Origin of the sequence: Lentzea sp. NPDC006480 (genome assembly GCF_040611995.1) — a bacterium.
GTDB lineage: Bacteria > Actinomycetota > Actinomycetes > Mycobacteriales > Pseudonocardiaceae > Lentzea.
In genome coordinates, this window is the sequence record NZ_JBEXPJ010000037.1 from 25,391 (window position 1) to 50,738 (window position 25,348).

Genomic DNA, 25,348 nt, shown 5'->3' on the forward strand with positions numbered 1-25,348 from the left:
CAGTGACGGAAACAACGGAAACCCTTGGGACCGTTGGACTTTTGGTCTAATCGATACCCCAGAACGTGTAACGAGGACTGGTCGCGCCCCGACGTCCCAATTGGAATGTCGTCGGCGCGCCCCGCCTCTGGGGAGATGCAGCGCGCGTCGCTCGGACGACGACCACATGGCTGGGGTCGCAGGAGCGGCGCGAGAGGAAGAAGACGACACATGACCGCCCCAAGGGGTTCGAGAGCCGGGTTCCACCCGATCCTGGCTCGGGCACTGGCGCTGATTGTTTTCATGGCCGCGGTTCTGGTTCCGGCCGCCATTTTCGGACCCGTCGCATCCGCGGCACCCTGTGACGCACCGGTGACCAACCCGGTGCTGTGCGAGAACTCCAAGACAGGCGACACCAACTGGGACGCCACCGGCGGTGGTGACCCGAGCATCGAGGGCTTCGCCACCCAGATGTCGGTGAACCTCGGTCAGACCATCAAGTTCAAGGTCAAGACCTCGTTCCCGTACCGCATCGACCTGTTGCGGCTGGGCTACTACAACGGTGCCGGCGCCCGGAAGGTCGACTCGATCACGCCGACGCCGCGCAACCAGCCGGCCCAGTGCAACAACGACGTCAACGGCCTCAACACCGGGCTGGTCGACTGCGGAAACTGGCTGGAGTCGGCGTCCTGGACGGTGCCGTCGAACCTGGTGTCCGGTGTGTACATCGCGAACCTGCAGCGGCTCGACCAGGACATCAACAACCACATCGTCTTCGTGGTGCGCGACGACTCCCGCAGCTCGAAGATGGTGTACCAGACCTCCGACACCACGTGGCAGGCCTACAACACGTGGGGTGGCAAGAGCTTCTACGGCAGCCGCGCCCAGAAGCTGAGCTACAACCGCCCGTTCTCGACGCGCACCGACGTGCCGGACGGCCGCGACTTCATCTTCGGCTCCGAGTACCCGATGATCCGGTTCCTGGAGCGCAACGGCTACGACGTCAGCTACATCTCCGGCATCGACTCGGACCGCTCGGCCTCGTTGCTGCTCAACCACAAGGTCTTCCTGTCGGTCGGGCACGACGAGTACTGGTCGTCGCAGCAGCGCGCGAACGTCGAGGCCGCGCGCGACGCCGGGGTGAACCTGGCGTTCTTCTCCGGCAACGAGGTCTTCTGGAAGACCCGCTGGGAGAACAGCATCGACGGCACCAACACCCCGTACCGGACGTTGGTGACGTACAAGGAAACCCACGACAACGCGAAGTCCGACCCGAACGCGGCGTGGACCGGCACGTGGCGCGACCCGCGCTTCAGCCCGCCCGCTGACGGCGGCCGGCCGGAGAACTCGCTGACCGGTCAGCTGTGGACGGTCAACTGCTGCAGCTACGCGATCCAGGTTCCCGCCGAGGACGGCAAGATGCGCTTCTGGCGCAACACGTCCGTGGCGAACCAGTCAGCCGGGCAGGTTGCGACCCTCGCACCCAACACGCTCGGCTACGAGTGGGACGAGGACGTCGACAACGGCTTCCGGCCGAAGAACATGATCCGGCTGTCCAAGACCACCCAGACGGTCGACGCGAAGATCCAGGACTACGGCACGAACGTGGCGCAGGGCGAAGCGACGCACCGCATGACGCTGTACAAGGCGGCCAGCGGCGCGCTCGTGTTCGGCGCCGGCACCGTCCAGTGGTCGTGGGGTCTCGACAGCCAGCACGACGGCGCCGAGGTCGCCACCGACCAGCGCATCCAGCAGGCGACCGTGAACCTGTTCGGGGACATGGGAGTCCAGCCGGGCAGCCTGGAGGCCGGGCTCATCGCCGGTGGCGTGTCCACCGACGGCACCGCGCCCAACACCGTGATCACCTCACCCACCGCGGGCGGCACCGTCCACAGTGGAGACACGATCACCGTCACCGGTACCGCGTCGGACGTCGGCGGTCGCGTCGGCGGCGTCGAGGTCTCGCTCGACGGCGGCACCACGTGGCACGTCGCGGACGGCAGGGAGAGCTGGTCCTACACCGGTTCCATCCCGCGCACCGGCGCGCTGACGATCCAGGCGCGGGCGACCGACGACAGCCTCAACACCGACGCGAGTCCCGCGTCCGTGGGCGTCAACAGCACCTGCCCGTGCACGATCTTCCCGGACCTGTCGACTCCGAAGACGCAGGCGAACAACGACGCCAACGCCATCAACGTCGGCACCCGCTTCACCTCCGACACGCACGGCTGGATCACCGCGGTCCGCTTCTGGAAGGGCGCGGGCAACACCGGCACGCACACCGGTGGACTCTGGTCGGCGAACGGCCAGCTGCTGGCCCAGGCCACGTTCCTGAACGAGACCGCGGGCGGCTGGCAGATGGCCTCGCTCAACCCCGCGGTCGAGGTGCAGGCGAACACCCAGTACGTGGTGTCGTACAACGCACCCGTCGGCAGGTACTCGTCCGACGCGGACTTCTTCCGCAACAAGTCCTTCGACGCCTCGCCGCTGCACGCGCCCGCGACGACGGAGGCCGCCCCGAACGGCATGTTCGCCTACGGTTCCTTCGGGTTCCCGACGAACACCTACCAGGGCGGGCACTACTGGGTCGACGCCGTCTTCGACACCGTCGCCCCGCCGGACACCATCGCGCCCACCGCGACGCCGGTGTCGCCGCTGAACGGCAGCTCGAGCGTCTCGCCGTCGACGACCGCCAGCGTGCAGTTCAACGAGGCCGTGCAGGTCGCGACGATCAACATGACCATGAAGAACGCCGCGAACCAGGCGGTGACCGGCAGCGTGGCCTACGACGCCGCGAACAAGATCGCGACGTTCACCCCGACCAGCGCGCTGGCGGGCAACACCACCTACACCGCGTCCGTGACGGGTGCGAAGGACACCGCCGGCAACACCATGGCGGGCACCACGTCCTGGAGCTTCACCACGCAGAAGCCGGCCAACCCCGGAGTCTGCCCGTGCAGCGTGTGGGACGAGAGCGCAGCGCCGCAGACCATCACGGTCAACGACGCCAACGCGGTCGAGCTCGGCATGAGGTTCCGCTCCGACGTGAGCGGCAACGTCACCGGTGTCCGGTTCTACAAGGGACCGCAGAACACCGGCGCGCACACCGGCCGCCTGTGGTCGAACACCGGCACGCTGCTCGCGACCGTCACGTTCGGCAGTGAGACCACCGCCGGCTGGCAGCAGGCGCTGTTCAGCACCGCGGTGCACATCAACGCCAACACGACGTACGTGGTCTCGTACCAGACCTCCGGCTACTACTCCGCCACGTCCGGCGGCCTGAACGCACAGGTGGCGAACGCCCCGCTGCGCGCTCTGGCCAACGGCACCGACGGAGCGACCGGCGTCTACCGCTACGGCACGGGCGGTGTGTTCCCGACCAACGGCGGTGGCGCGAACTACTGGGTCGACACGGTGTTCCAGCCGGATCCCGACCTGACCCCGCCGACGGTCGCGGCCACGTACCCCGGCAACGACTCGCGCAGCGTGCCGAGGACGACCCAGATCTCGGCGACGTTCAGCGAGGCGATCAACCCCGCGACCGTGCAGTGGACGTTCTCCGGCGGCCCGGCCGTCACGGGAACCACCACCTACGACGCGACGACCCGCACGGCGAAGTTCCAGCCGTCGAGCCAGTTGAACGCGGCGACCACCTACACGGTCACCGTCAAGGCGAGCGACACCGCGGGCAACGCGATGCCGTTGACGCACAGCTGGTTCTTCACCACGTCCGGTGTCGGAGCCTGCCCGTGCACGCTGTTCAACGACAGCGTCGTCCCGGCGAGCCCGGCGGTGAACGACACCAACGCGGTCGAGCTGGGCATGCGGATCACGCCGGACACCAACGGCTGGATCACCGGCGTCCGCTTCTACAAGGGCACCGGCAACTCCGGCACGCACACCGGCAGCCTGTGGTCCACCACCGGCACGCGTCTCGCCACCGGCACGTTCAGCGGGGAGACGGCGACCGGCTGGCAGAAGCTGACCTTCGCCAACCCGGTGCAGGTCTCCGCCAACACGACCTACATCGTGTCGTACTACGCGCCGAACGGGCGGTACGCGGGTGACGTCAACTACTTCGGTGCCGACGTCGACAACGCGCCGCTGCACTCCCCGGCGAACGGGTCGTTGAAGAACGGTCTGTTCAAGTACGGCGCCGGCGGTGGTTTCCCGGTCGACTCGTACCAGGCGGGCAACTACTACGTCGATGCCGTCTTCACCAACGTGGCGCCTCCGGACACCACCGCGCCGACCGTCGTCTCGACCGCGCCCGCCAACGGCGTGACGAGCGTTCCCACCACCACCTCGGTGGCGGTGACGTTCGACGAGGCGATCGACCCGGCGACGCCGTCGGTGAACCTGGTGCCGACCGGTGGCGTGGGCGCTTCGGTCGCGGGCAGCAGCACGTACGACCCGGCAACCCGGACCTGGACGTTCACCCCTGCCGCGCCGCTGGCGAACGCCACGACGTACCAGGCGACCGTCTCGGGTGCGAAGGACGTGGCGGGCAACCAGATGACCGGCTCGGTCAGCTGGACGTTCACCACGGCGCTGCCGGACTCCAGCGGCTGCCCGTGCACGTTGTTCGCGGACTCGGCGACGCCGGTCATCAACAACGCCAACGACAGCGGTCAGGTCGAGCTCGGTGTGAGGTTCAACGTCGACCAGCCCGGCGTGGTCACGGGTGTCCGCTTCTACAAGGGCACCGGCAACTCCGGCACGCACGTCGGTCACCTGTGGACCTCGACCGGCACGCTGCTCGGCACGGTGACGTTCTCCAACGAGACCGTCGGCGGCTGGCAGCAGGCGAACTTCGCCTCGCCGATCACGGTCGCCGCGAACACGCAGTACGTCGTCTCGTACTACGCGCCGAACGGGCACTACTCCGTGACGCGCGGCCAGTTCGAGTTCAACGGTGTGGACCGCGGTCCGATGCACGCGCCGAAGACCCTCTCGGGTGCTCCGAACGGCGTGTACGTCTACGGCAACGGTGGCGGCTTCCCGGTCAGCGGCAACGACGCGAACTACTGGGTCGACGCCGTGTACTCACCGTCCAGTGGTTCGCCGTCGGGTGCCGCATCTCGCCCGGTGTCGTTCACGAGGGCCGCCGCGGCGGTCAAGGCAGCGGGCGGCCGGATGCTCGCCGTCTGGTAAGCGAAACGGAGGATGGGTAGGTCGTGACTCCTTTGCTGGTCATGATGTCGGGAAAGCCGTGGGACGGAGTCCGTGGCGCTGACCGGCAGCAGGCCGAACAACTGACCAGGTACGCAGACGTGCTGTGGGTGGATCCGCCGATCTCGCCGGTGACACCCGCCCGGTACCGGCCAGGTGTCGGCAGAGGAGTCCGGCCTCGCCTTTCCGTTGCGCCCGAAGGGATCACGAGGCTCACGCCGGTCGCGTTGCCGGGGCTGTCCCGCCCCGGCATCCGCGCCACGACGTGGCCGTTGGTGCGAGCCCAGATCCGCTGGGCGCTGCGCCGGTTGAAGCGCTCACCGCACGCCGTCGTGTCGTTCTCGTTCGACGATGTTCTGGGCATGTGGGACTCCTCGGTCCGGACCGTGTTGTACGGAACGGACGACTGGGTCGCCGGCGGTGAGCTGATGGGACTGGACCCTGGCTGGTTGCTCGGCGAGGAGAGCAGGGCTCTTCGCCAGGCGCAGCACGTGTTCGCGGTGACGCCGGAGCTGGTCCGCAGGTGGACCGGCCTCGGCGCACCGGCCCAGTTCCTGCCGAACGGCGTGCACGTGGATGCGTACTCCACTGTGGACAGCGCGGTCGTGCCGGACGCGGTGGCCTCGCTGGAGGGGCCGGTCGCGGGACTGGTCGGCAGGATCACCGCTCGGATCGACATCTCGCTGCTGGAGGCTGTCGCCGACACCGGGATCTCGTTGTTGATGGTCGGGCCGCGTGATCCGGCTTGGGAGCCGGAGCGCTGGTCCTCGCTGGTGGCCCGTCCTCGGGTGGTGCACGTGGACGAGGTGCCGTTCACCGAACTTCCCGGTTACTACCGGAAGATCGACGTCGGGCTGACGCCGTACCTCGACTCCTCCTTCAACCGGGCCTCGTTCCCGTTGAAGACGCTGGAGTACCTGGCGGCCGGACGTCCCGTCGTGTCAACGGATCTGCCTGCTTCGCGGTGGCTCGCTTCCGAAGCTGCCGGCATGGTTCGCATCGCGGCTCCGGGGGAGTTCGCCGCTGCGGTCGCCGAGGCGGCCAGTGCTGAACGCACCGCTGCGGCGGTCGCGTCCCGGCAGGAGTTCGCTGCCGAACATTCTTGGCGTCGCCGCAGCGACGCGTTCGCGGAGGCCATCGGCCTCCTGGAGAGGGGAGCCACTGTGCCCGCCGAGAACTCTGTTGGGGGAGAGCGATGATCCCGGTGATGCGACCGTTGATGGGCGAGGAAGAAGCCCTGGCGGCTGCCGAGGCCGTGCGGTCCGGGTGGGTTGCGCAGGGGCCACGGGTCCGTGCGTTCGAGGAGGCTTTCGCGGCACGGGTCGGTGCCGCGCACGGCGTCGCGGTGTCGTCCTGCACAACCGCGTTGCACCTGGCGTTGCACCTGCTGGACGTCGGTCCTGGCGACGAGGTCGTCGTGCCATCGTTGTCGTTCATCGCGACCGCCAATGCCGTGCGGTACTGCGGTGCCACGCCGGTTTTCGCGGATGTCGACGCGGAGACCGGGAACCTGACTGCTGAGACCGTTGCCGCTGTGGTGACCTCGCGGACGCGGGCTGTTGTGCTGGTGCACCAGGGTGGTGTGCCCGCCGACGTGAAGTCCTTCGAGGGGCTCGGGTTGCCGATCGTCGAGGACGCCGCCTGTGCCGCGGGGTCGACGTATCACGGGTCGCCCGTGGGGCTCGGTGCCTCGCTGGCCGCGTGGTCGTTCCACCCGCGCAAGCTGCTCACCACCGGTGAGGGAGGCATGCTCACGGTGGACGACGAGGCCGTTGCCGTGCGGGCGCGTCGGTTGCGCGAGCACGGGATGAGCGTGAGCGCGGCCGATCGGCACGCCGGCGGTGGCGTGGTGCTCGAAGAGTATCTGGAGACGGCGTTCAACTACCGGATGACCGACATCCAGGCCGCGGTCGGGCTGGTGCAGCTGGGGCGGTTGGACACGATCATCGCGCGTCGCCGTGAGCTGGCGGCCCGGTACCACTCCTTGCTTTCGCGGATTCCCGGCCTGCGGGCGGTCACCGATCCCTCCTATGGCACCACGAACTACCAGTCCTTCTGGATCGAGCTGCCCGAGGACTGCCCGGTCGAGCGCAACGAGGTGCTGAACCGGTTGGCGGCCAAGGGCGTCTCGGCCCGCCGCGGCATCATGGCGTCGCACCTGGAGCCCGCGTACGCCGGTCATCCGCACGTGCCGCTGCCGGTGACCGAGCGGCTGACCTCGCGGACGCTGATCCTGCCGCTGTTCCACGAGCTGACCGATTCCGAACAGGATCAGGTGGTCGACGCGCTGGAGCTCGCGTGTGATGCGCGATGACGCCGTTGCTGCTGATCGGAGCCGGAGGCCTCGCGCGTGAGGCCCTGGCGGCGATCGCGGCGGTGAACTCGGTCCGGCCCGCCTTCGAGGTGCTGGGGTTCCTGGACGACGCGGAAGCCAGGCACGGCGAGGTCGTCGACGGCGTGGAGGTGCTGGGGCCGATCGATCTGGCCCGCGAGCTCGACGCACAGGTGTTGATCTGCACGGCGAGCTCCGCGAACCAGGACAGCCGGATGCGGATCTCGCGGCGGCTCGGCTTCGACGACTCGCGCTACGCGACTGTGGTGCACCCCGCGGCTTCGGTCGCGGCGGGTGTCGAGCTGGGTGCGGGCACGGTGTTGCTGGCCTGCGCCGTGATCACCGCACCGCAGCAGGTCGGGCGGTTCGTGGTCGTGATGCCGCACGTGCTGCTGACGCACGACGACTCGGTCGCCGACGGTGTGACGCTGGCCGGTCGTGCGGCGCTCGCCGGGAACGTGCGTGTCGGGGAAAGCGCCTACATCGGCTCGGGTGCGCTGGTGCGCGAGGGGTTGACCGTCGGCGCTGGTGCGTTGGTGGGCATGGGCGCGGTGGTGTTGCAGGACGTGCCGGCCGGGGAGACCTGGGCCGGAGTGCCTGCCCGGCCGCTGGGGGTGACGGTGTGAAGGTTCTCGTTTTCGCGCACCGCCTGGAACTCGGCGGCACTCAGACGAACGCGATCGAGCTCGCGGCCCGCATCCGCGACACCCACGGCCACGAGGTGGTCCTGTTCGCCGCGCCCGGCCCGGCCGTCGCGCTGGCCGAGCAACGCGGTCTGCGGCTGATCGAGGCGCCCGATGCTTCGCGGCACCCGTCGTTGACCGTGGTGCGGGCTCTGCGCGCGGCGGTGAAGGCCGAGGGGCCCGACCTGATCCACGTGTGGGACTGGCCGCAGTGCTTCGACGCCTACTACGTCGAGCACCTGGTTTACGGCATTCCGCTGTTCACCTCGATGATGGGCATGGTCGTGCCGGGCTTCCTGCCGCGGCACCTGCCCACCACGTTCGGCACGAAGCAGCTGGCGGAGGACGCCGCGCGGGTCCGGTCCGGCACGGTCGACCTGCTCGAACCGCCCGTCGACGTGGACTTCAACGCGCCCGGTGTGGTGGATCCGCTGCCGTTCAAGCAGAAGTACGGGCTGCTGGACGACCGGGTCAACCTGGTCACCGTGTCGCGGCTGACCGAGTGGCTCAAGCTGGAAAGCCTGCTGCGCAGCATCGAGGCCGTCGACCTGCTCGCCAAGGAGCGGCCGGTCCGGCTGGTGATCGTGGGGGAGGGCACCGCGGCGGCGAAGGTCGCGGAGCGCGCCCGCGAGGTCAACGACCGGCACGGTGCCGACGTGATCGTGCTGACCGGCGGGCTGGTCGATCCGCGCCCGGCCTACGAAGCCGCGGACGTGATGCTCGGCATGGGCGGGTCGGCGTTGCGCACGCTGGCGTTCGCCAAGCCGATCGTGGTGCTGGGGGAGCAGGGCTTCTCGCTGCCGTTCACGCCCGAGACGGTCGGCTACTTCCGCCAGCACGGCTACTACGGCCTCGGTGACGGAACCGAACCGGTCACGCTGCTGGCCGACCAGATCCGTCCGATGCTGGACGACTCGGAGTTGCGTTCGTCGTTGGGTGCGTTCGGGCGCGAGGTCGTCGTGGAGCACTACGGGCTCGACCCGGCGGCGCGTGGTCTCGAACGTCTCTACCAGCGGACCGTAGCGGAATCGCCGTCCCGAACGACGTCCGTGAAGGAAGGTGCGCGGACGGCGGCGATGCTGGCCGCGCGCGGACTCCCGGAGCCGGTGAAGAACGGCCTGCGGGCAGTCCGGCGGAAGCTGTCATGAACGAGAGGGCAATCGGAGTGAACATCCCCCTGGTCGATCTCGGCCTGCAGCGCGACCGCATCGCCGCCGAGGTCGAGGAGGGCTTCGCGCGCGTGCTGGCGAAGACCGCCTTCATCGGCGGCCCGGACGTGACCGCGTTCGAGGAGGAGTTCGCCGCGTTCACCGGGACCGCGCACTGCGTCGGCGTCGCGAACGGCACCGACGCCATCGAGCTCGCCCTGCGCGCCGCCGGCATCCGGGACGGCGATCACGTCGCGTTGCCCGCCAACACCTTCGTCGCCACGGCCGAGGCCGCCGTCCGCGCGGGCGCCGTGCCGGTGCCGGTCGACGTCGACCCCGCGCACCTGCTGATGGACGCCGACGAGTTCGCCCGCGTCGCGCCCCGCTGCCAGGCCGTGCTGCCCGTGCACCTGTTCGGCCAGCTCGCCCCGATGAACGCCATCCGCGCGGTCGCTTCCCAGCACGACGTGCTCGTCATCGAGGACGCCGCGCAGTGCCAGGGCGCCACCCAGAACGGCACCGGCATGGGCGGTTTCGGCGTCGCGGCCGCCACGTCGTTCTACCCCGGCAAGAACCTGGGCGCGTTCGGCGACGCGGGTGCGGTCGTCACGCAGGACGAGGAGATCGCGCGCAAGCTCCGGCTGCTCGCGAACCACGGCAGCGATCGCAAGTACTCGCACCCAGAGCTGGGCTTCAACTCGCGCCTCGACACGCTGCAGGCCGTTGTGCTGCGCGCGAAGCTGAAGCAGCTCGGCGCGTGGAACAAGGAGCGTTCGGCCGCCGCTGATCTTTATGCCGAGCTGCTCGCGGACGTGTCCGAGGTCCGGTTGCCCGGAGTTGCGGACGGCAACGAGCACGTGTGGCACCTGTACGTGGTGCGCGTGCGCAACCGCGACATGGTTCTGAAGCACCTCAACGACAACGGCGTGGGCGCGGGCATCCACTACCCGACGCCGGTGCACCACACCGGCGCGTTCGCCAAGTACGGCCGTCCCGAGGGCTACCCGGTGGCCGAGCAGGCCGCGGGCGAGATCCTGTCGCTGCCGCTGTTCCCCGGCATCACCCGCGAACAGCAGGAGCGCGTCGCCGCGGTGCTGAAGGAAGCGGTGGCGGCTCATGGCTAGCGTGCATCCCCTCGGGCTCAACGAGTCCGACAACGTCGGTGAGGGCACCCGCATCTGGGCGTGGGCCCACGTGCTGCCCGGCGCCGTCGTCGGCAAGGACTGCAACATCTGCGACCACGCGTTCGTCGAAGGCGGAGTCGTGCTCGGCGACCGCGTCACGGTCAAGAACGCCGTGCTGCTGTTCGACGGCGTTGCGGTCGGCGACGACGTGTTCCTCGGCCCCAACGTCGTCTTCACCAACGACCTGAGGCCCCGCGCGCACATCAAGAAAGGCCCGGAGGCCCTCCTGGCCACGCAGGTCGAGAACGGCGTCACGCTCGGCGCGGGCACCACGGTCGTCTGCGGCACCAAGATCGGCGCGCACGCGTTCGCCGCGGCGGGTGCGGTGATCACCAGGGACGTCCCGGCGCACGCGTTCGTCGCGGGCAACCCGGCCAAGATCCGCGGCTGGGTCTGCGAGTGCGGTGAACGGCTTGCCGACGACTACACGTGCGAGTGCGGCAAGGCGTACCAGAAGTCGGGCGACGGGTTGGTCCGAAGGTGACCGCGACGGTCAGCGCGCCCGCACGCACCCGTCTGTCCTTCTTGGACGGTGTGCGCGCGCTGGCCGCGGTGTACGTGGTGCTGCACCACATCTGGTTCACCGTCTACCCGGCCTACCCGGTCAACACCGGGCCGCTCGTGCTCGGCTGGCTCGTCTACGGCCACCTCGCGGTCGCCGTCTTCATCGTCGTCAGCGGCTTCTCGCTCACCGTCGCCCCGGCCCGCCGCGAGTACGAGCTCGGGGGAGTGCTCCGGTTCATCCGCAGACGCGCCTGGCGCATCCTGCCGCCGTACTGGGCCGCGCTCGGGCTCAGCGTGCTGGTCTTCGGCCTGATCACCCCGGAGCTGACCGGCCGGGCGATCACGCTCAAGGGTGTCATCGCACACTTCTTCCTCGTGCAGGACGTGGTCGACAGCCCGAAGCCCAACGGCGCGTTCTGGTCGATCGCCATCGAGTGGCAGATCTACTTCCTGTTCCCGCTGGTGCTGTGGTTCCGCAGGAAGCTCGGTCCGGTGTGGATGGTCGCCATCTTCACCACCGGCGTGATCGCGTCGCAGCTCGTCGGTGAGAACGTCGACCCGCTGCACGGCCTCCTCAACTTCACCCCGCAGTTCCTCGCGCTGTTCGTGTTCGGCGTGGCGGCGGCGGACGTGGTGCGATCACACGAAGTTCCGCGCTGGATCGGCTGGGCCGGTGCCGCCTGCTACGCGGCGTTCATCGTCACCGCGGTGGCCATGGGCTCGGTCTGGGTCGACCACGCGTACTTCTGGATCGACCTGCTGCTCGGCGCGGGCACGGCGTGCGTGCTGGCGGCACTCGCGGGCGGCCACTTCGAACCGCTCAAGGACCTGCTGGCGCACAAGATCTTCAGCGGCGTCGGCCTGTTCTCCTACAGCGTGTACCTGGTGCACCTGCCGTTGCTGTGGCTGACGGACCACTTCGTCGTGGAGCACCTCGTCAGCGACAAGTTCGCCCGGTTCGGCCTGCTCCTCGTGCTCGGGCTCACGGCCGTGCTCGGCGGCTCGTACCTCTTCCACCGCGTGTTCGAACGGCCGTTCCTGGAGAACCGGTCGTGGGCGGCACTCAAGACCTCGATCAGAGGAACCAAGTGAGTCAGGAAGAGGAGAACCTCGGCACCCTCGTCAGGAAGGGGGTGCGCTGGAGCTTCGCCAGCACGCTGCTCTCGCGGCTGGCGAACCTGATCTCCGGCATCATCCTGGCGCGCGTGCTGACGCCGAACGACTACGGTCTGTTCGCCGTCGCCACGGTCGCCCTGGTGTTCCTCATCAACTTCAACGACCTCGGCCTCGAACAGGTCCTCGTCCGCTGGCCCGGCGACGTCGGAAGAATCGCGCCGACCGCGGTCACGGTCATCTTCGGGTCGAGTTGTGCGTTGTTCGCGGTCTTCTTCACGGGCGCCGGCGTGTTCAGCCGGTCACTGGGCGCACCGGAAGCGACAAGTCTGGTGCAGGTCCTGTCGTTCGCGATCCTGATCAACGGCGCGCTGGCGGTGCCGTCGGCGATGCTCACCCGCAGTTTCCGTCAGGACCTGCGCACCTACGCCGACCTGACCGGGTTCGTCGTCACGACCGGCCTCACCCTCGTGCTCGCGCTCACCGGGTTCGGCGTGTGGAGCCTGGTGTGGGGGCGGCTGGCGGGCAACCTGATCAACGGCCTGCTGCACCTCTTCTTCACGCCGGTCCGCTACAAGCCGGCGTTCGACCCGAAGGTCGCCGGGGAACTGCTGAAAGACGGCCTCCCGCTGGCCGGGGCCACGATCCTGGCCGTCGCCATGGTCCAGGTCGACAACATCGTCGTCGGCAGGCTGCTCGGGCCAGAGACACTCGGTCTGTACGTGCTCGCGTTCAACCTCAGCAGCTGGCCGGTCACGCTGCTGTCCATCCCGGTCGCGCGTGTGAGCGTGCCCGCGTTCGCCCGCCTCCAGCACGACCTGCCGTCCCTGCGGATCGCCTTCGCCCGGTCGATGGGCCTGCTGATGGCGGCGGCCGTCCCGATCTGCGGTCTGCTCGCGCTGATGGCCGGACCGGCGATCCGCGTGCTGTACGGCGACAAGTGGTCGGCCGCGTCCACCGCGCTGATGTTCCTCGCGGTGCTCGGCCTGGCGCGCGTCGCTCTGCAACTGTGCTTCGACGTCCTGATCGCGGTGGGCAACGCGCGGCAGACGCTCGCCCTGCAAGCACTGTGGGTAGCCGTCCTGATACCCGCCCTCGCGTTCGGTGCCCACAGCGCCGGCGTCATGGGCGTCGGCATCGCGCACATGGTCGTGGCGGTCGGGGTGATGCTGCCGGCCTTCCTGTGGGCCTTGCGAGGGCTGGGAGTGCGCCCGCTGAGCCTCGCCCAGGCGGTGACGAGACCGGCACTCGGCGTGTTCGCGCTGATCCTCGTTCCTCTGGTGGTGACCCGAGTTCTGGATCACGACCTCGCCATCCTGTTGATCGGTGGCATCGGCGGACTGCTGCTCTACCTGCCGGTTGTCGCTCCGATCCGGCACTCGTTGGCAGACCTGAAGAATCTGGAACCGGCCAGTCCCGCACCGTCCTGATCCCACGACGTGGCACGGCTCACCCTGTGCACCTGCAAATGTTTGTTGATGTACTACTGGCGGGGAATTCAGTTCAAGAGCGTTCCGAGGGGGTCAGATCATTTTCTGCGCTGACCTGCGGTCATTCTTGAAATAGATCAACCCGATCAGGCGATGGCTATTTCGGTTTGGTAGCGGTGAAATGGCTCGACTGGTCCGAACGGCCTAATGCACGGCCTTCAGGCCTGGGTTACCGTCCCCCTGCCCGAAACGGTAACCGCCAGATAACGAGATCGTTTGAGTGATGTCCCGGCCGCGGGAGATCCACGGTCTGCAGGCGGCCCGAACTGAAAGGTGGCATCCCCCGTGCTCCACCGCACCGCCACAGATCGTGGCAGCGCGAGACAGAACGAACGCCGTACTCCCCTTCGGCAACGGTCCTCCCGCTTCGCAGCCCTCGCCGCACTCGCGGTCGTCGCCCTCGCCGCCTGTTCCCCCGCGGGCGCGAAATCCGGTGACGCCCAGCCGGCCAGCACCACCGAGACGACGTCCGCCACGTCGAGCGCCTCCTCGTCGAGCGCGGCACCCTCGTCCAGCTCCGTCGCACCCACCACGACCACCCCCAAGCCCGCGCCGCCCGGCACCCCGAAGCCGCCGTCGAACCCGGGCCTCACGGGCTGGCCGAGCGCCGGGAACACCGGTGTGAAGAACGGTGGCCTGCGCGCGCTCAAGGGCGACCAGCTCATCGACGTGCGCTGGCTCAAGGACCACGGCGCGCGTGGTTCCGGCAACGCGGGCGACCCGTTCGTCTTCGAGAACTACGAAGTCGACGGCATGGTCCACATCAACGTGCCGGACGCCACCCAGGTCCTGGTGCAGCAGAGCCGGATCTACGGCGGCGACAACCACGCGATGTGGATCGAGAACGGCACCGTGACGGTGCAGGACAGCACGATCGCGCCCCGCACCGGCGGCCTGTCCGGCAACGGCATCTTCGCCTACGACCGCGGCACCTTCCTGCGCAACAACATCTGGGGCTTCAACATCCCCATCATCATCCAGGGCCAGGGCCCGTACCTGATCCAGGACAACTTCCTGCACGACATCTGGTTCAAGGCCGGTGACCACACCGACGTCATCAACATCAACCCGAACGGCTCCAACGGTGTGATCAAGCACAACTACATCGACGGCATCCGCTCGGACGGCCAGTACACGCACAACGGCATCGGCATCTACAACGACGCCACGCCGGGCGCGGGCACCGCGGTCAGCAAGAACTGGACGATCGACGGGAACTACATCACCCGCTCGAACCACCTGATCTTCGCCGCCGCCTCGCCGCCGTTCGTGATCAAGAACAACGTGCTCACCACCGAATTCCAGTACGCCCCGTTCCACAACGCACTCGGCGGCGAGACGGATGGTGGCGGAAACGTGGACCAGAACGGCAAACCGGTCAAGATCCAGGGCTGACGTGAATTAGCGCGACACTCGCAATAGCACTGAGGGCTACCTCGGCGACACCTTGTGTTGCCGGAGTAGTCCTCAGGCGTTTCTCAGGTCCACGGAACGTAACGGCGGGACAGGCCTCCTCGATCTAGAGGTCGTAGACATCGCGGCCGGATTCCCGGTCGCAGCTCGCTTCCGGAGGACCCAGCTCGTGGATTCACTTCCCGCAAGACCTCTGGCCGTGGTCGTCGTCACCTACAACAGCGCGAGCGTCATCAGCGGCTGCCTGGAGGCCCTGCCGGTCGCATTGAGCGGGGTCGCCGACTGGCAGGCCGTGGTCGTGGACAACGCGTCCGCGGACACCACCGTGGAACTGGCCGAGGCCGCGGGCGCGAAGGTCGTGCGGCGGCTGGGCAACGACGGGTTCGCCGCGGGCGTGAACGCGGGCATCGCCACGGTCCCCGGTTGTGACGTGCTGGTGCTCAACGCGGACGTCCGGCTCGAACCGGGCGCGGTCGCGGCACTGCGAGCAGCCGTTCGACCTGGAATCGGCATCGTCGGACCGAAGCTCGTCGACGAGCGCGGCGTCGTGCAGCACTCGGTCCGCCGCGAGCCGACGCCGTTGCGCGTGCTGGGCCAGGCTTTGCTCGGCGGCACGACAGCGGGTAAGCACCCGGCGCTGGGCGAGATCGTGACCCGGCCGGGGGAGACCGCGGACTGGATCACCGGCGCCGCGTGGCTCGTCACCGCCGAGTGCATCGACGCCATCGGCACATTGGACGAGCGCTACCTGCTGTACTCCGAGGAAACCGAGTACATGCTCCGGGCGCGGGACAAGGGTTTCGCGGTCCGCTACGAGCCGGAAGCCGTCGCCGTCCACCTCGGCGGCGAGTCCGAGACCTCGGCGCGGTTGTGGGCGCTGTTGCAGGCGAACCGCGTCCGGTTGCACCGCGAACGCCACGGCCGGCCGCAGTCCGTGCTGATGTGGTTCGCGGTGGCGTTGAACGAACTTCTCCGGATCCACCGGCCGCGGCACCGAGCCGCGTTACGGGGACTGATCGGCATGCGGGAGTGGCCGGAACCGTTGGACACGAACAAGAACAACGCCGCATACCTGTGCTTCTCCGCGCAGGACTGGTGGTACCACAACCGGGCGCACTCCGACTTCCAGCTGCTGCGCCGGGTCGCGAAGCACCGCAAGGTGTTGCTGGTCAACAGCATCGGGCTGCGCATGCCGCTGCCCGGCCGCAGCACCCAGTTCCTGCGCAGGATCTTCCGGAAGCTGAAGAGCGTCGCGATGCTGGTGCGCCGCCCGATCCCGGACACCCCGGGATTCCACGTGATGACACCACTTCCGCTGCCGTTCTACGGAAAGCCGTGGCTGCGCAAGCTGAACTCGGTGCTGGTTCGCGCCCAGGTCCGCGCGGTCTGTCTCGCGCTCGGCATGAAGACGCCCGTCGTCGTCGCGACCATCCCCACCTCGTGGGACGTGATCAAGCCGATGCCGCGCGCGTCCTTGGTCTACAACCGTTCTGACCGCCACTCGGCGTTCCCAGAGTCGGACCAGGTGACGATCAAGGCGCTGGAGGACGAGCTCCTGGAGCACTCCGACCACGTCCTCTACGTCAGCCGCGCGCTGCAGGAGGAGGACGAGCCCCAGACCGGCGCCCGTGGCCACTTCCTCGACCACGGCGTCGATCTGGACCACTTCCGCCGCCGCGACCAGCTCCCGGCGGACATCGCGTCGATCGAGGGCCCGGTGATCGGGTTCTTCGGCAGCCTCGACGACTACCTCGTGGACTTCGACCTGCTGGAGCGGGTCGCGAAGGAGATCCCCGAGGCGCACCTGGTGCTGATCGGTGACGCCACCTGCTCGATGGAGCGCTACGAGAAGTACTCGAACGTCACGTGGCTCGACTTCCGGCCGTACGAGCAGATTCCCGCGTACGGCACGGGTTTCGACGTCGCGCTGATGCCGTGGCTCGACAACGACTGGATCAAGCACGCGAACCCGATCAAGCTCAAGGAGTACCTCGCGCTCGGCCTGCCGATCGTGAGCACCGACTTCCCCGAGGTCCAGCATTACACCGACCGCGTCCGGGTCGCCTCCAGCCCCGATGACTTCATCGAGCAGATCAGGCTGACGCTGAAGGACGGCGGCATCGGTACTCCCGAGCAGCGCCGCCGTTCGGTGCTGTCGGCCTCCTGGGACGCGCGCGCCCGTGACCTGATGCGCCTCGCCGAGGGAGAAGCCTGATGTGCGGCATCGCCGGAGTCCGGCGCTTCGACGGCCGGCCGGTCGATCCCGCCCTGTTGCGGGCCATGGCGGCCACGCTGCACCACCGCGGTCCCGACGACTCCGGGATCTGGGTCAGCGGGTCCACCGGGTTCGCCCACACGCGGTTGTCGATCATCGACCTCGCCGCGTCCAAGCAGCCGATGGCCACGCCCGACGCGAAGCGGCACATCGCGTTCAACGGCGAGATCCTCAACTACCGCGAGCTGCGTGCCGAGCTCACCTACCCGTTCCGCACCGACGGCGACACCGAGACGTTGCTCGCGCTGTACGAACGCGACGGCGTCGACGGCGTGCGGAAGCTGCGCGGCCAGTTCGCCTACGCGATCGACGACGCCCAGACCGGTGACCTGCACCTGGTCCGCGACCGGATGGGCATCCTGCCGCTGTACTACTACGCGGATTCGACGGTGTTCGCGTTCGCGTCGGAGATCAAGGCGCTGATCCCGCTGATCGGCGATCGCGGCGTCGACCACGCCTCGCTGCACGACTACCTCGCCCACCGGTCCGTGCCCGCGCCGTACACGCTGGTCGACGGGGTGCGGAAGGTGCTGCCCGGCCACCGGCTCACGGTCTCCCGTGACGGACGCGTGAACGAAACCCCGTACTGGGAGCTGCCTGCTCAGGGGCTCGTGCGCGACTGCACGCCGGAAGAAGCGGTCGCTCTCGTCGCCGACGCTCTCGAACGGTCGGTGCGGGACGCGCTGGTCGCGGACGTGCCGGTCGGCGCGTACCTGTCCGGCGGCGTCGACTCCAGCCTGATCACCGCGCTGGTGGCCAAGGTGCGCGGTGGCGGCGAGCTGCACACGTTCTCCGCCGGGTTCGGTGACCCGCGGGTGGACGAGCTGCACTGGGCCGAGAAGGTCGCGGCCGAGGTCGGCAGCGAGCACCACAACGTGATCGTCACCGCCGAGGACTTCAAACAGAACTGGGGCCGGTTGAGCCGCCATCGGGACGCGCCGCTGTCCGAGCCCGCCGACGTGGCGGTGTTCAAGCTCGCCGAGCTGGCTCGCCGGGACGTGAAGGTCGTGCTGTCCGGTGAGGGCAGCGACGAGCTGTTCGGCGGCTACCCCAAGTACAAGTTCGCCGGCGCGACCCGCTGGGCCGGCATCGCGCCGGCCTGGCTGCGGCACGCGGCGCTGTCGCGGCTGGAGAACTCGCTGCCCGCCAAGGCCGCCCGCTTCGGCGTGGCGCTGCGGGCGATGGCCGAGCCCAGCGCGGCCGCCCGGATGCGCGGCTGGTTCGCCCCGTTCACGACCGCCGAGTCGCGGGCGTTGCTCGGAGGCCCGGCGGCCCGTGCCATCACGCCTGCCTACAGCCGCGGCCGCGGGGACGCGTTGCGAAGGATGCTCTACGCCGACTCGCACGCGTGGCTGGCCGACAACCTGCTCGAACGCGGCGACCGGATGTCCATGGCGGCGTCGCTGGAGCTGCGGCCGCCGTTCCTCGACCACCGGGTCGCCGAGCTCGCGTTCACCCTGCCCAGCTCGGTGAAGGTGCGGCGCGGCACGACCAAGTGGGTGGTCAAGGAGGTCGCGCGCGAGCACCTGCCCGCCGACGTGGTGGACCGCCCGAAGTCCGGCTTCAAGGTGCCGCTCGACGCGTGGTTCCGCGACGGGCTGCGCGAGATGGCTCACGACCTGCTCACCGGGCCGAACTCGTTCGTCGGCGGTGTACTGGACCCGGCGGGCGTGCGAAGACTGCTGGCCGAGCACGACTCGGGCGGCCGCAACGAACAACCGCGCTTGTGGACCCTGCTCTCGCTCGAGGTCTGGCATCGCGAGCAGACGAGGACCTCGGAGGTGGCGGAATGAGCGAGGGAACCAAACGATCGCGTAGGCTCGTGCTCACTGGGGCACGGGAAAAACCTGGGGCGGACGTGGATTTCGTTAGCGCGCTGAAGGTGCTGCGCAGGCGATGGGTGACGGTGCTGGTCGGCTTCGGCATCATGATCGCCGCCGGAATCGGCATCATGATCGCGGTGCCGCCGACGTATCAGGTCAAGGCCTCCGACGTGCTGCTCGTGCCCGCTCAGGTCGGTTCGTCGCAGGCCGGTCAGGCCAACCCGTACCTCGGGTTCGGCGGCTCGCTCGGCATCGTCGCGCAGATCACCGCTCGCAAGATGAACGACTTCACCACCATCGAGCAGCTGAAGGAGCAGGGCGCGACGGCGGAGTACCTCGTCGACATCGTGCCCGGCGAGGCGCCGATGCTGTCGGTGACCGCCACGTCCAAGCGCGAGTCGGAAGCCCTCAAGACCGCCCAGATCGTCGAGAAGGCGATGACGGACAACCTGCGGCAGTCGCAGGTCGACCTGAAGGCGCCGCAGCAGTTCCTGATCACGACGAACCCGATCACGCTGCCGTCGCACGCGGAGATCCAGCGCGGCAGCCAGCTCCGGGCCCTCGCCGGCATGCTCGTCGTCGGGCTCGCGGCGACGGTGCTCGCGGCGTTCGTGATCGAGAGCGTGAAGACGCGCCGCAAGCAGCGCTCGCTCGTCGAGGAGTCGCTCGTCGACAGCTCGGACCTGCCGCCGGTCGTGGACACCCCCAAGCCGCCGGTCAACACGCCCGCTCGCCCTGCCACGCCCGCGCGGCCCGCGACGACCGGGCCACCGCCGCCCGTGGTGCACAAGACGGGATCCGAGGAGACGCACCGGTTCCGGCCGGTGCAGGTCCCGGCCGCGGCCAAGAACGGTGACGTCCAGTGGCCGAGCGAGGAGGGCCCAGCCCCCGCGCCCGCTCCGCAGACCCGGCGCGAGTGACCGGTGCTGGACTTCCTCCGCAGACCCGAACCCGGTGACGCGCGAGGCCTGCTGACCGTCTACGCGGTGCTGCTGTTCTGCCTGCCCGCGCAGATGATCATCGGTCCCCTCGGCGCCAGCGGTACTCCCGCGGGCGTCGTCGGGATGGGCATGCTGCTGTTCTGGCTGATGGTCCGGATGCTGCCCGGCAACGGCGTGCAGACCGGGCTGCAGCCGATCAGGCTCGTGGTGCTGGCGTTCGCCGGGTCGATCATGCTGTCCTACGCGTGGGGCACGCTGAACCCGTTGCCCGCGGACCAGCTCTCGGGCGCGGACCGGGCGGTCCTCACGCTGGTGTCGTGGTGTGGCATCGCGTTCGTGGCCGCGGACCTGTTGCGCACGCGCAGGAGCGTCGAGCTGTTGTTGCGCACGCTGGTCATTCTGACCGGCATCATCGCGGTGATGGGGTTGCTGCAGTTCGCGACCGGCTTCAACATCGCCGAGCTCTACCACATCCCCGGATTGAAGATCAACTACGTCATCGGGTCGGTGACGGACCGGTCCAACTTCCGCCGGGTGTCCGCGACGGCCTCGCACGCCATCGAGTACGGCGTGGTGCTCGCGATGATGTTCCCGATCGCTCTGCACCAGGCGTTCTACGTCAAGGAACGGCGCTGGCTGTGGTTCGGGCTGGTGTCGCTGATCGGCCTGGCGAGCCCGATGTCGGTGTCCCGGTCGGCGACCTTGGGTCTGTTCGTGGCGTTCATCGTGCTGTTCGCCGGGTGGTCCGGTCTGCGCCGCGCGGTCGCGTTGCTGGTGGCGCCGGTCGCGATCGTGGTGCTGCGGCTGCTGATCCCCGGCCTGGTCGGCACGATCACCGGCCTGTTCACCGGCTGGCAGGACGACCCGAGCATCCAGGGGCGGACCGACGACTACGTGGTGATCGGCGAGTTCATCGACAAGTCGCCGTTCCTCGGCCGCGGGTTCGGGACCTTCCTGCCGAAGACGTTCATCACGCTGGACAACCAGTACCTCGGCCAGATCGTGGAGACCGGGTTCATCGGGCTCGTCGCGCTGATCACGTTGTTCCTCGTCGGCATCTTCACGGCGCGGGGGGTGCGGGCGCGGGCGATGGACGACGAGATGCGGCACCTCGGCCAGGTGCTGTGCGCGTCGATCGCGGTGGCGGGGCTCGCGTTCGCGACGTTCGACGGGCTCGGGTTCCCGATGATCAGCGGGTTGTTGTTCCTGTTGCTCGGCATCACCGGCGCGCTGTGGCGGATCACGCGGCGCGCCCTGGACGAACCTCTCAAGCCCGTCCCTGCGGTGCGGCAGAAGGTGGCCCGATGAAGCTGGGATTCGCGTGCAGCTGGGACCCGGTGCCGGAGCCGACGTGGTCCTACACGCCGTGGAACCTCCGCGAGGCGTTGCGGTCCCGGGCCGACGTCGTCGATCTCGGGGTGACGCATTCCTCCTTGGTGCGGCTGGGGTTGAAGGCCGCGCACGCCCGGCGGGTGAACGGGCAGTGGGTGTCGATGTGGCGGCATTCGCGCGGTGCCCGGTTCTACGAGGAGTCGGTGCTGCGCAAGGCTTGTTCTTCTCTCGCGCCGGACGCTGTGCTGCAGGTCCAGGATCTGGCGGTGCTGTCCCGCCCCTACTTCCTGTTGCAGGACCTGAGCTACGACGTGCTGCTGGAGTTGCTGGCGCGTGAGGGTTCTCTGACGCACTTCCCGTCGTTGACCGCTGATTCCGTGCAGTGGTCGGCTGACCGTCAGCGGCGGGTGTACGCGTCGGCCGCCGGGGTGTTCGCGATGTCGCGCTGGTTCGCTGACCACCTGGTGTCGGTGACGGGGCTGCCGGCATCTCGCGTGCACGTGGTGAACCCCGGGATCTCGGCTTTGTCGGGCGCGGTTCCTGACGAGGTGCACGAGCGGCGGATCTCGTCGCGGCGCAAGTTGCTCATGGTGGGCAAGGACTTCCACACCAAGGGGGGCGACCAGGTCGTGCGGGCGTTGTCGGTGCTGCGGCACGACGTGGACCCGTCGATCACGCTGACGGTCGTGGGGCCGACGGAGTGGCCGCTGCCCGGCGAGGTGCCGGACGGGGTCTCGTTCCTCGGCCGGCTGCCGGTGTCCGAGCTGGCTGACCTGTACGACGCGCACGACCTCTTCGTGCTGCCGTCCCGGTTCGAGGGGTTCGGGATCGCGTTCGCGGAGGCGTTGTCGCGCGGGTTGCCTTGTGTGGGACGGGATGCGTTCGCGATGCCGGAGATCATCTCGGCGGGACGGACCGGGGAGCTGGTGCGGTCGGAGGATCCGGAGGACCTGGCGAAGGTGATCGCCTCGGTGCTCGCCGACGACTCGATCTACCAGCACACCTGGGAAGCACGCGAGGAAACGGCCAGGCACTATTCGTGGGGGCGCGCGGCGGAGGACGTCGTGCGGATTGCCGGGCAGGGGTGACTGTGGCTCTTTCCGTTGCGACGCGGCGTTTTCTCCGCAGGTCCGCTGACACCGTGCTGTCTCCGGTCGGCTCGATCCGCGGTGGCAAGACCGACTCCCGGCTGGTCGCCCTGACCTACGACGACGGGCCTGACCCGGTCGGCACGCCCGCCGTACTGGAAGCGTTGGCGTCACTCGGGCTCAAGGCCACCTTCTTCCAGCTCGCCTACCGTGCCGAGCGCTACCCGGAACTCGTGCGGGCGGTGCTCGACGAGGGCCACGAGATCGCGTTGCACGGCGTCGACCACACGAGGCTCACTTCCTTGCCGCGCGGGGAGGTCCGCGGGCTGCTGGAGGACGGCCGCGAACGACTGTCCAAGGTGGCCGGCCGTGACGTGCGGATGTTCCGCCCGCCCTACGGCGCCCAGTCACCCGCCACGTACGCGGCCACTCGCCGGGCAGGTCTGATGCCCGTGGTGTGGGGTCCGACCGTCCGGGACTGGGTGGACGGCGCCGCCGCCGACGTCGCCGCGCGCGGGCTGGAAGGCCTGCACCCGGGTTCGATCATGCTCATGCACGACGGGTTCGAGGTGCCGCCCGGCGACACCACACCGGAACCCACGTTCAACCGCGGTGACGTCACCCGTGAGCTGGTGGCCGAACTGCGGTCCCGCGACTACGAGCCCGTGTCGGTCAGCAGACTGATCACGAGTGCCAAGCCGTGGCGTTCCGCCTGGTTCAGGAACTAGGGCATCGGCACTGGTGACGACGCTTCCGTCGCCACCAACGCGGGCTTCGCGGAGCCGTCCGCGGGGACCTGGAAGATCGAGCTCTTGCCCGTGGAGCCGGAGATCGCGCCGTAGGCGAGGGTGTTGTCGTCGAGCCACGCGGCCTGGTCGTCGATACCGCTCGTGTCGGGCAGGACTCGTTCCTGATTGGTGGCGAGGTCGAGCACGGCCAGCTCCCAGCGGCCCACCCAGCGCGTGGTCTTCTTGTACGCGATGTGCTTGCCGTCAGGGGAGAGGGAAGGGCACTCCGGTCCGATTCGGACGGTCTCCAAGGTGCGTGCCGAGAGGTCGCCCTTGACCAGCCACCGCCGGCCCGCGCCGAGGAACGTCGCGTAGAACGTGCGGTCGTCGGATCCCACGGTCAGGCCCCAGTAGTTGGCGTCAGCCGCGTGGTACGGCTGGCCCTCCACGGTGGAGCTGAAGACTTCCAGCGACTCGACGACAGTGTCCGTGCGCAGGTCGTAGTAGCCAGTGCGAGTGGAGAACCCGCCTGGTGCGACGTAGGAGTCGCCCGACACGAAGACGGTCCACGAGACGACCTTGCCGGAAGCCGAGACACGAGCCCGGGAAGGCGCACCGGGCAACGGGATGGTCTTCACAACCTTGCCGGACGCATCCGTCACCGCGGCCTCGAACGTCGGTCCGACACCCGCGAGCCGCAGGCAGACCGTGGTGCCGCCGGCGGTGTAGACCCGTTGGCAGCGCATGCCGGTGGCGTTGCGCGGTCCGTCCGCAGTGGACAGTTCGGCGGTCGACACCGCGTCGTTGCCTCCCCTCTGGTCGATGAGGGTCAGCAGACGTCCGGAATGGGCCTGCACCTGTGCGACCGGCTTGGTGGCCGTGCGGTAGACGTAGCCGCCGGTCGCGAACACGACCAGCACCACCAGGCCCACCCCGATCAACACGCGGTGCCTGGCGAACCAGGACTTCACGCGGCAGCTCTCCTTCTGACCACCAGGACCACGAGCAACGAGACGGCGAGCCCGCCACCGGCCACCGCGACCGCGGCGAGCACGGACGCGTACTGCAGCAGGAAACCGAACGCGACGGAGGACACCAGCTTCGTCAGAGCCTGACCGGTCTGCACCACGGCGAGGCCCGAGCCGCGCAGGTCCTCGGGGATCATCGAGCCCGCCCACGCCGACAGCACGCCGTCGGTGGCGGCGTAAAAAGCGCCGTGCAGCAACAGGGCGATGACCGCGACGGGGTAACCACCGCTGGGGGCCAGCAACAACACGTACACGCCGAGCAGCAACACGTGCCCGGCGAAGAAGATCTTCCAGCGGCCGAGGCGGTCGGACAACCGGCCCAGGGGAGTCGCGAGGAGCAGGAAGGTCAGCGCGGTGCCCAGCGGCAGCAACGGCAGCGCGCCCAGCGGGATGCCGGTCGTCTTCTGCACCAGCACGAACACGAACGCGTCGGACATCGTGGCCAGGCCGAGGATCGCGGCCACGATCGTCACGCGGGCGAACGCCTTGTCCTTCAGCAGCGCCAATCCGGCCTTGATGTCCGGCGCCTTCTTGGCCGAAGCCGGTGCCGCCGGGCGTTCCCGGACGAAGAACACCAGCGTGATCACACCGATCAGGGCGAACGCGAAGCTGACGATGAAGATCGGGTCCGGCTGGGTGCCCAGGTTCGCGATCAACAGGAACGTCGCGAGCGGGCCCAGCAGCGCGCCGACGGTGTCCATCGTGCGGTGCACGCCGAACGCCATGCCGAGCTGGTGCGAGGGCACGCTCAGCGAGATCAGGGCGTCCCGCGGCGCGGTGCGCAAACCTTTGCCCGCACGGTCAGCGGCCAGCAGCCCGCCGATGCCGAACGCCGACGCGCCCACCAACGGGAACGCGAGCTTCGTGACCGCGGACATGGCGTATCCCACACCCGCGACGGCTTTGGGACGCCTCAACCGGTCCGCCACATGCCCGCCCACGAGGCGCAGCACCGCCGTGGCACCGGTGTACAGGCCGTCGAGCAGTCCGAACTGCACGTAACCAACGTGAAGTGTGAACAGGAGATACACCGGCAGGAACGCCGTGACCATCTCGGAGGAGATGTCCGTGAGCAGCGAAACCGCTCCGACAGCGACAACCGCGCTTGGCACGCC

General features: G+C 68.8%; 18 protein-coding genes. 16 read left to right on the plus strand and 2 right to left on the minus strand.

Features of this window, described 5'->3' with window-relative positions; translation table 11 throughout:
• Positions 1-210: 210 nt before the first annotated feature.
• The 16 genes from ABZX92_RS17225 to ABZX92_RS17300 all read left to right on the plus strand — a co-directional run bounded on the left by ABZX92_RS17225 (position 211) and on the right by ABZX92_RS17300 (position 23,205).
• The gene (locus ABZX92_RS17225) at positions 211-5,133 is read left to right on the plus strand and encodes a DUF4082 domain-containing protein (RefSeq protein ID WP_355559761.1); all 4,923 of its coding nucleotides are present in this window, start codon (positions 211-213) and stop codon (positions 5,131-5,133) included.
• A gap of 23 nt (positions 5,134-5,156) precedes the next feature.
• Complete coding sequence (locus tag ABZX92_RS17230; protein WP_355559763.1) at positions 5,157-6,350, plus strand: glycosyltransferase; 1,194 nt, start codon at positions 5,157-5,159, stop codon at positions 6,348-6,350.
• 8 nt (positions 6,351-6,358) lie between these two features.
• On the plus strand, positions 6,359-7,465 hold the full coding sequence (locus ABZX92_RS17235; protein ID WP_355559766.1) for a DegT/DnrJ/EryC1/StrS family aminotransferase: 1,107 nt from the start codon (positions 6,359-6,361) through the stop codon (positions 7,463-7,465).
• A complete protein-coding gene (locus ABZX92_RS17240) occupies positions 7,462-8,109 on the plus strand; it encodes a NeuD/PglB/VioB family sugar acetyltransferase (RefSeq protein WP_355559769.1) in 648 nt (215 codons plus the stop codon). Before ABZX92_RS17235 ends, ABZX92_RS17240 begins: the two co-directional genes overlap by 4 nt.
• A complete protein-coding gene (locus tag ABZX92_RS17245; RefSeq protein WP_355559772.1) occupies positions 8,106-9,314 on the plus strand; it encodes a glycosyltransferase family 4 protein in 1,209 nt (402 codons plus the stop codon). The genes ABZX92_RS17240 and ABZX92_RS17245 overlap by 4 nt, the downstream gene beginning before the upstream one ends.
• Entirely contained in the window at positions 9,311-10,438 is a 1,128-nt protein-coding gene (locus ABZX92_RS17250; protein WP_355559775.1) for a DegT/DnrJ/EryC1/StrS family aminotransferase, read from the plus strand. Before ABZX92_RS17245 ends, ABZX92_RS17250 begins: the two co-directional genes overlap by 4 nt.
• A complete protein-coding gene (locus ABZX92_RS17255; RefSeq protein WP_355559777.1) occupies positions 10,431-10,982 on the plus strand; it encodes an acyltransferase in 552 nt (183 codons plus the stop codon). Before ABZX92_RS17250 ends, ABZX92_RS17255 begins: the two co-directional genes overlap by 8 nt.
• On the plus strand, positions 10,979-12,094 hold the full coding sequence (locus tag ABZX92_RS17260) for an acyltransferase (protein ID WP_355559780.1): 1,116 nt from the start codon (positions 10,979-10,981) through the stop codon (positions 12,092-12,094). Before ABZX92_RS17255 ends, ABZX92_RS17260 begins: the two co-directional genes overlap by 4 nt.
• Positions 12,091-13,545: a lipopolysaccharide biosynthesis protein gene (locus ABZX92_RS17265; RefSeq protein ID WP_355559782.1), complete on the plus strand. Its 1,455-nt coding sequence runs from the start codon at positions 12,091-12,093 to the stop codon at positions 13,543-13,545. Before ABZX92_RS17260 ends, ABZX92_RS17265 begins: the two co-directional genes overlap by 4 nt.
• A 345-nt stretch (positions 13,546-13,890) precedes the next feature.
• Positions 13,891-15,000 (plus strand): hypothetical protein, encoded by a 1,110-nt coding sequence (locus ABZX92_RS17270; protein WP_355559784.1) that lies wholly within the window; start codon positions 13,891-13,893, stop codon positions 14,998-15,000.
• A 187-nt stretch (positions 15,001-15,187) separates the two neighbouring features.
• On the plus strand, positions 15,188-17,233 hold the full coding sequence (locus tag ABZX92_RS17275; RefSeq protein ID WP_355559787.1) for a glycosyltransferase: 2,046 nt from the start codon (positions 15,188-15,190) through the stop codon (positions 17,231-17,233).
• Positions 17,233-19,086 (plus strand): asparagine synthase (glutamine-hydrolyzing), encoded by a 1,854-nt coding sequence (gene asnB / locus ABZX92_RS17280; RefSeq protein ID WP_355559790.1) that lies wholly within the window; start codon positions 17,233-17,235, stop codon positions 19,084-19,086. Before ABZX92_RS17275 ends, asnB begins: the two co-directional genes overlap by 1 nt.
• A gap of 65 nt (positions 19,087-19,151) precedes the next feature.
• Positions 19,152-20,036 (plus strand): hypothetical protein, encoded by an 885-nt coding sequence (locus ABZX92_RS17285; RefSeq protein WP_355559793.1) that lies wholly within the window; start codon positions 19,152-19,154, stop codon positions 20,034-20,036.
• Positions 20,037-20,039: 3 nt separating this feature from the next.
• Complete coding sequence (locus ABZX92_RS17290; protein ID WP_355559795.1) at positions 20,040-21,365, plus strand: O-antigen ligase family protein; 1,326 nt, start codon at positions 20,040-20,042, stop codon at positions 21,363-21,365.
• Positions 21,362-22,477 (plus strand): glycosyltransferase family 4 protein, encoded by a 1,116-nt coding sequence (locus ABZX92_RS17295; protein WP_355559798.1) that lies wholly within the window; start codon positions 21,362-21,364, stop codon positions 22,475-22,477. Before ABZX92_RS17290 ends, ABZX92_RS17295 begins: the two co-directional genes overlap by 4 nt.
• A 53-nt stretch (positions 22,478-22,530) precedes the next feature.
• A complete protein-coding gene (locus ABZX92_RS17300) occupies positions 22,531-23,205 on the plus strand; it encodes a polysaccharide deacetylase family protein (RefSeq protein WP_355559801.1) in 675 nt (224 codons plus the stop codon).
• Here the strand turns inward: ABZX92_RS17300 and ABZX92_RS17305 are convergent.
• Together ABZX92_RS17305 and ABZX92_RS17310 are read right to left on the minus strand one after the other, a co-directional pair.
• On the minus strand, positions 23,202-24,176 hold the full coding sequence (locus tag ABZX92_RS17305; protein WP_355559804.1) for a hypothetical protein: 975 nt from the start codon (positions 24,174-24,176) through the stop codon (positions 23,202-23,204). The two genes, ABZX92_RS17300 and ABZX92_RS17305, sit on opposite strands and share 4 nt — an antisense overlap.
• Entirely contained in the window at positions 24,173-25,345 is a 1,173-nt protein-coding gene (locus ABZX92_RS17310) for an MFS transporter (protein WP_355559807.1), read from the minus strand. Before ABZX92_RS17310 ends, ABZX92_RS17305 begins: the two co-directional genes overlap by 4 nt.
• Between the last annotated feature and the right edge of the window lie 3 nt (positions 25,346-25,348).

Excerpts from the sequence above, each read along its gene's own strand:
- ABZX92_RS17225 (WP_355559761.1), top strand. The coding sequence starts at position 211 with ATGACCGCCCCAAGGGGTTCGAGAGCCGGGTTCCACCCGATCCTGGCT.
- ABZX92_RS17235 (WP_355559766.1), top strand. The coding sequence starts at position 6,359 with ATGCGACCGTTGATGGGCGAGGAAGAAGCCCTGGCGGCTGCCGAGGCC.
- ABZX92_RS17240 (WP_355559769.1), top strand. The coding sequence starts at position 7,462 with ATGACGCCGTTGCTGCTGATCGGAGCCGGAGGCCTCGCGCGTGAGGCC.
- ABZX92_RS17250 (WP_355559775.1), top strand. The coding sequence starts at position 9,311 with ATGAACGAGAGGGCAATCGGAGTGAACATCCCCCTGGTCGATCTCGGC.
- ABZX92_RS17255 (WP_355559777.1), top strand. The coding sequence starts at position 10,431 with ATGGCTAGCGTGCATCCCCTCGGGCTCAACGAGTCCGACAACGTCGGT.
- asnB (WP_355559790.1), top strand. The coding sequence starts at position 17,233 with ATGTGCGGCATCGCCGGAGTCCGGCGCTTCGACGGCCGGCCGGTCGAT.
- ABZX92_RS17295 (WP_355559798.1), top strand. The coding sequence starts at position 21,362 with ATGAAGCTGGGATTCGCGTGCAGCTGGGACCCGGTGCCGGAGCCGACG.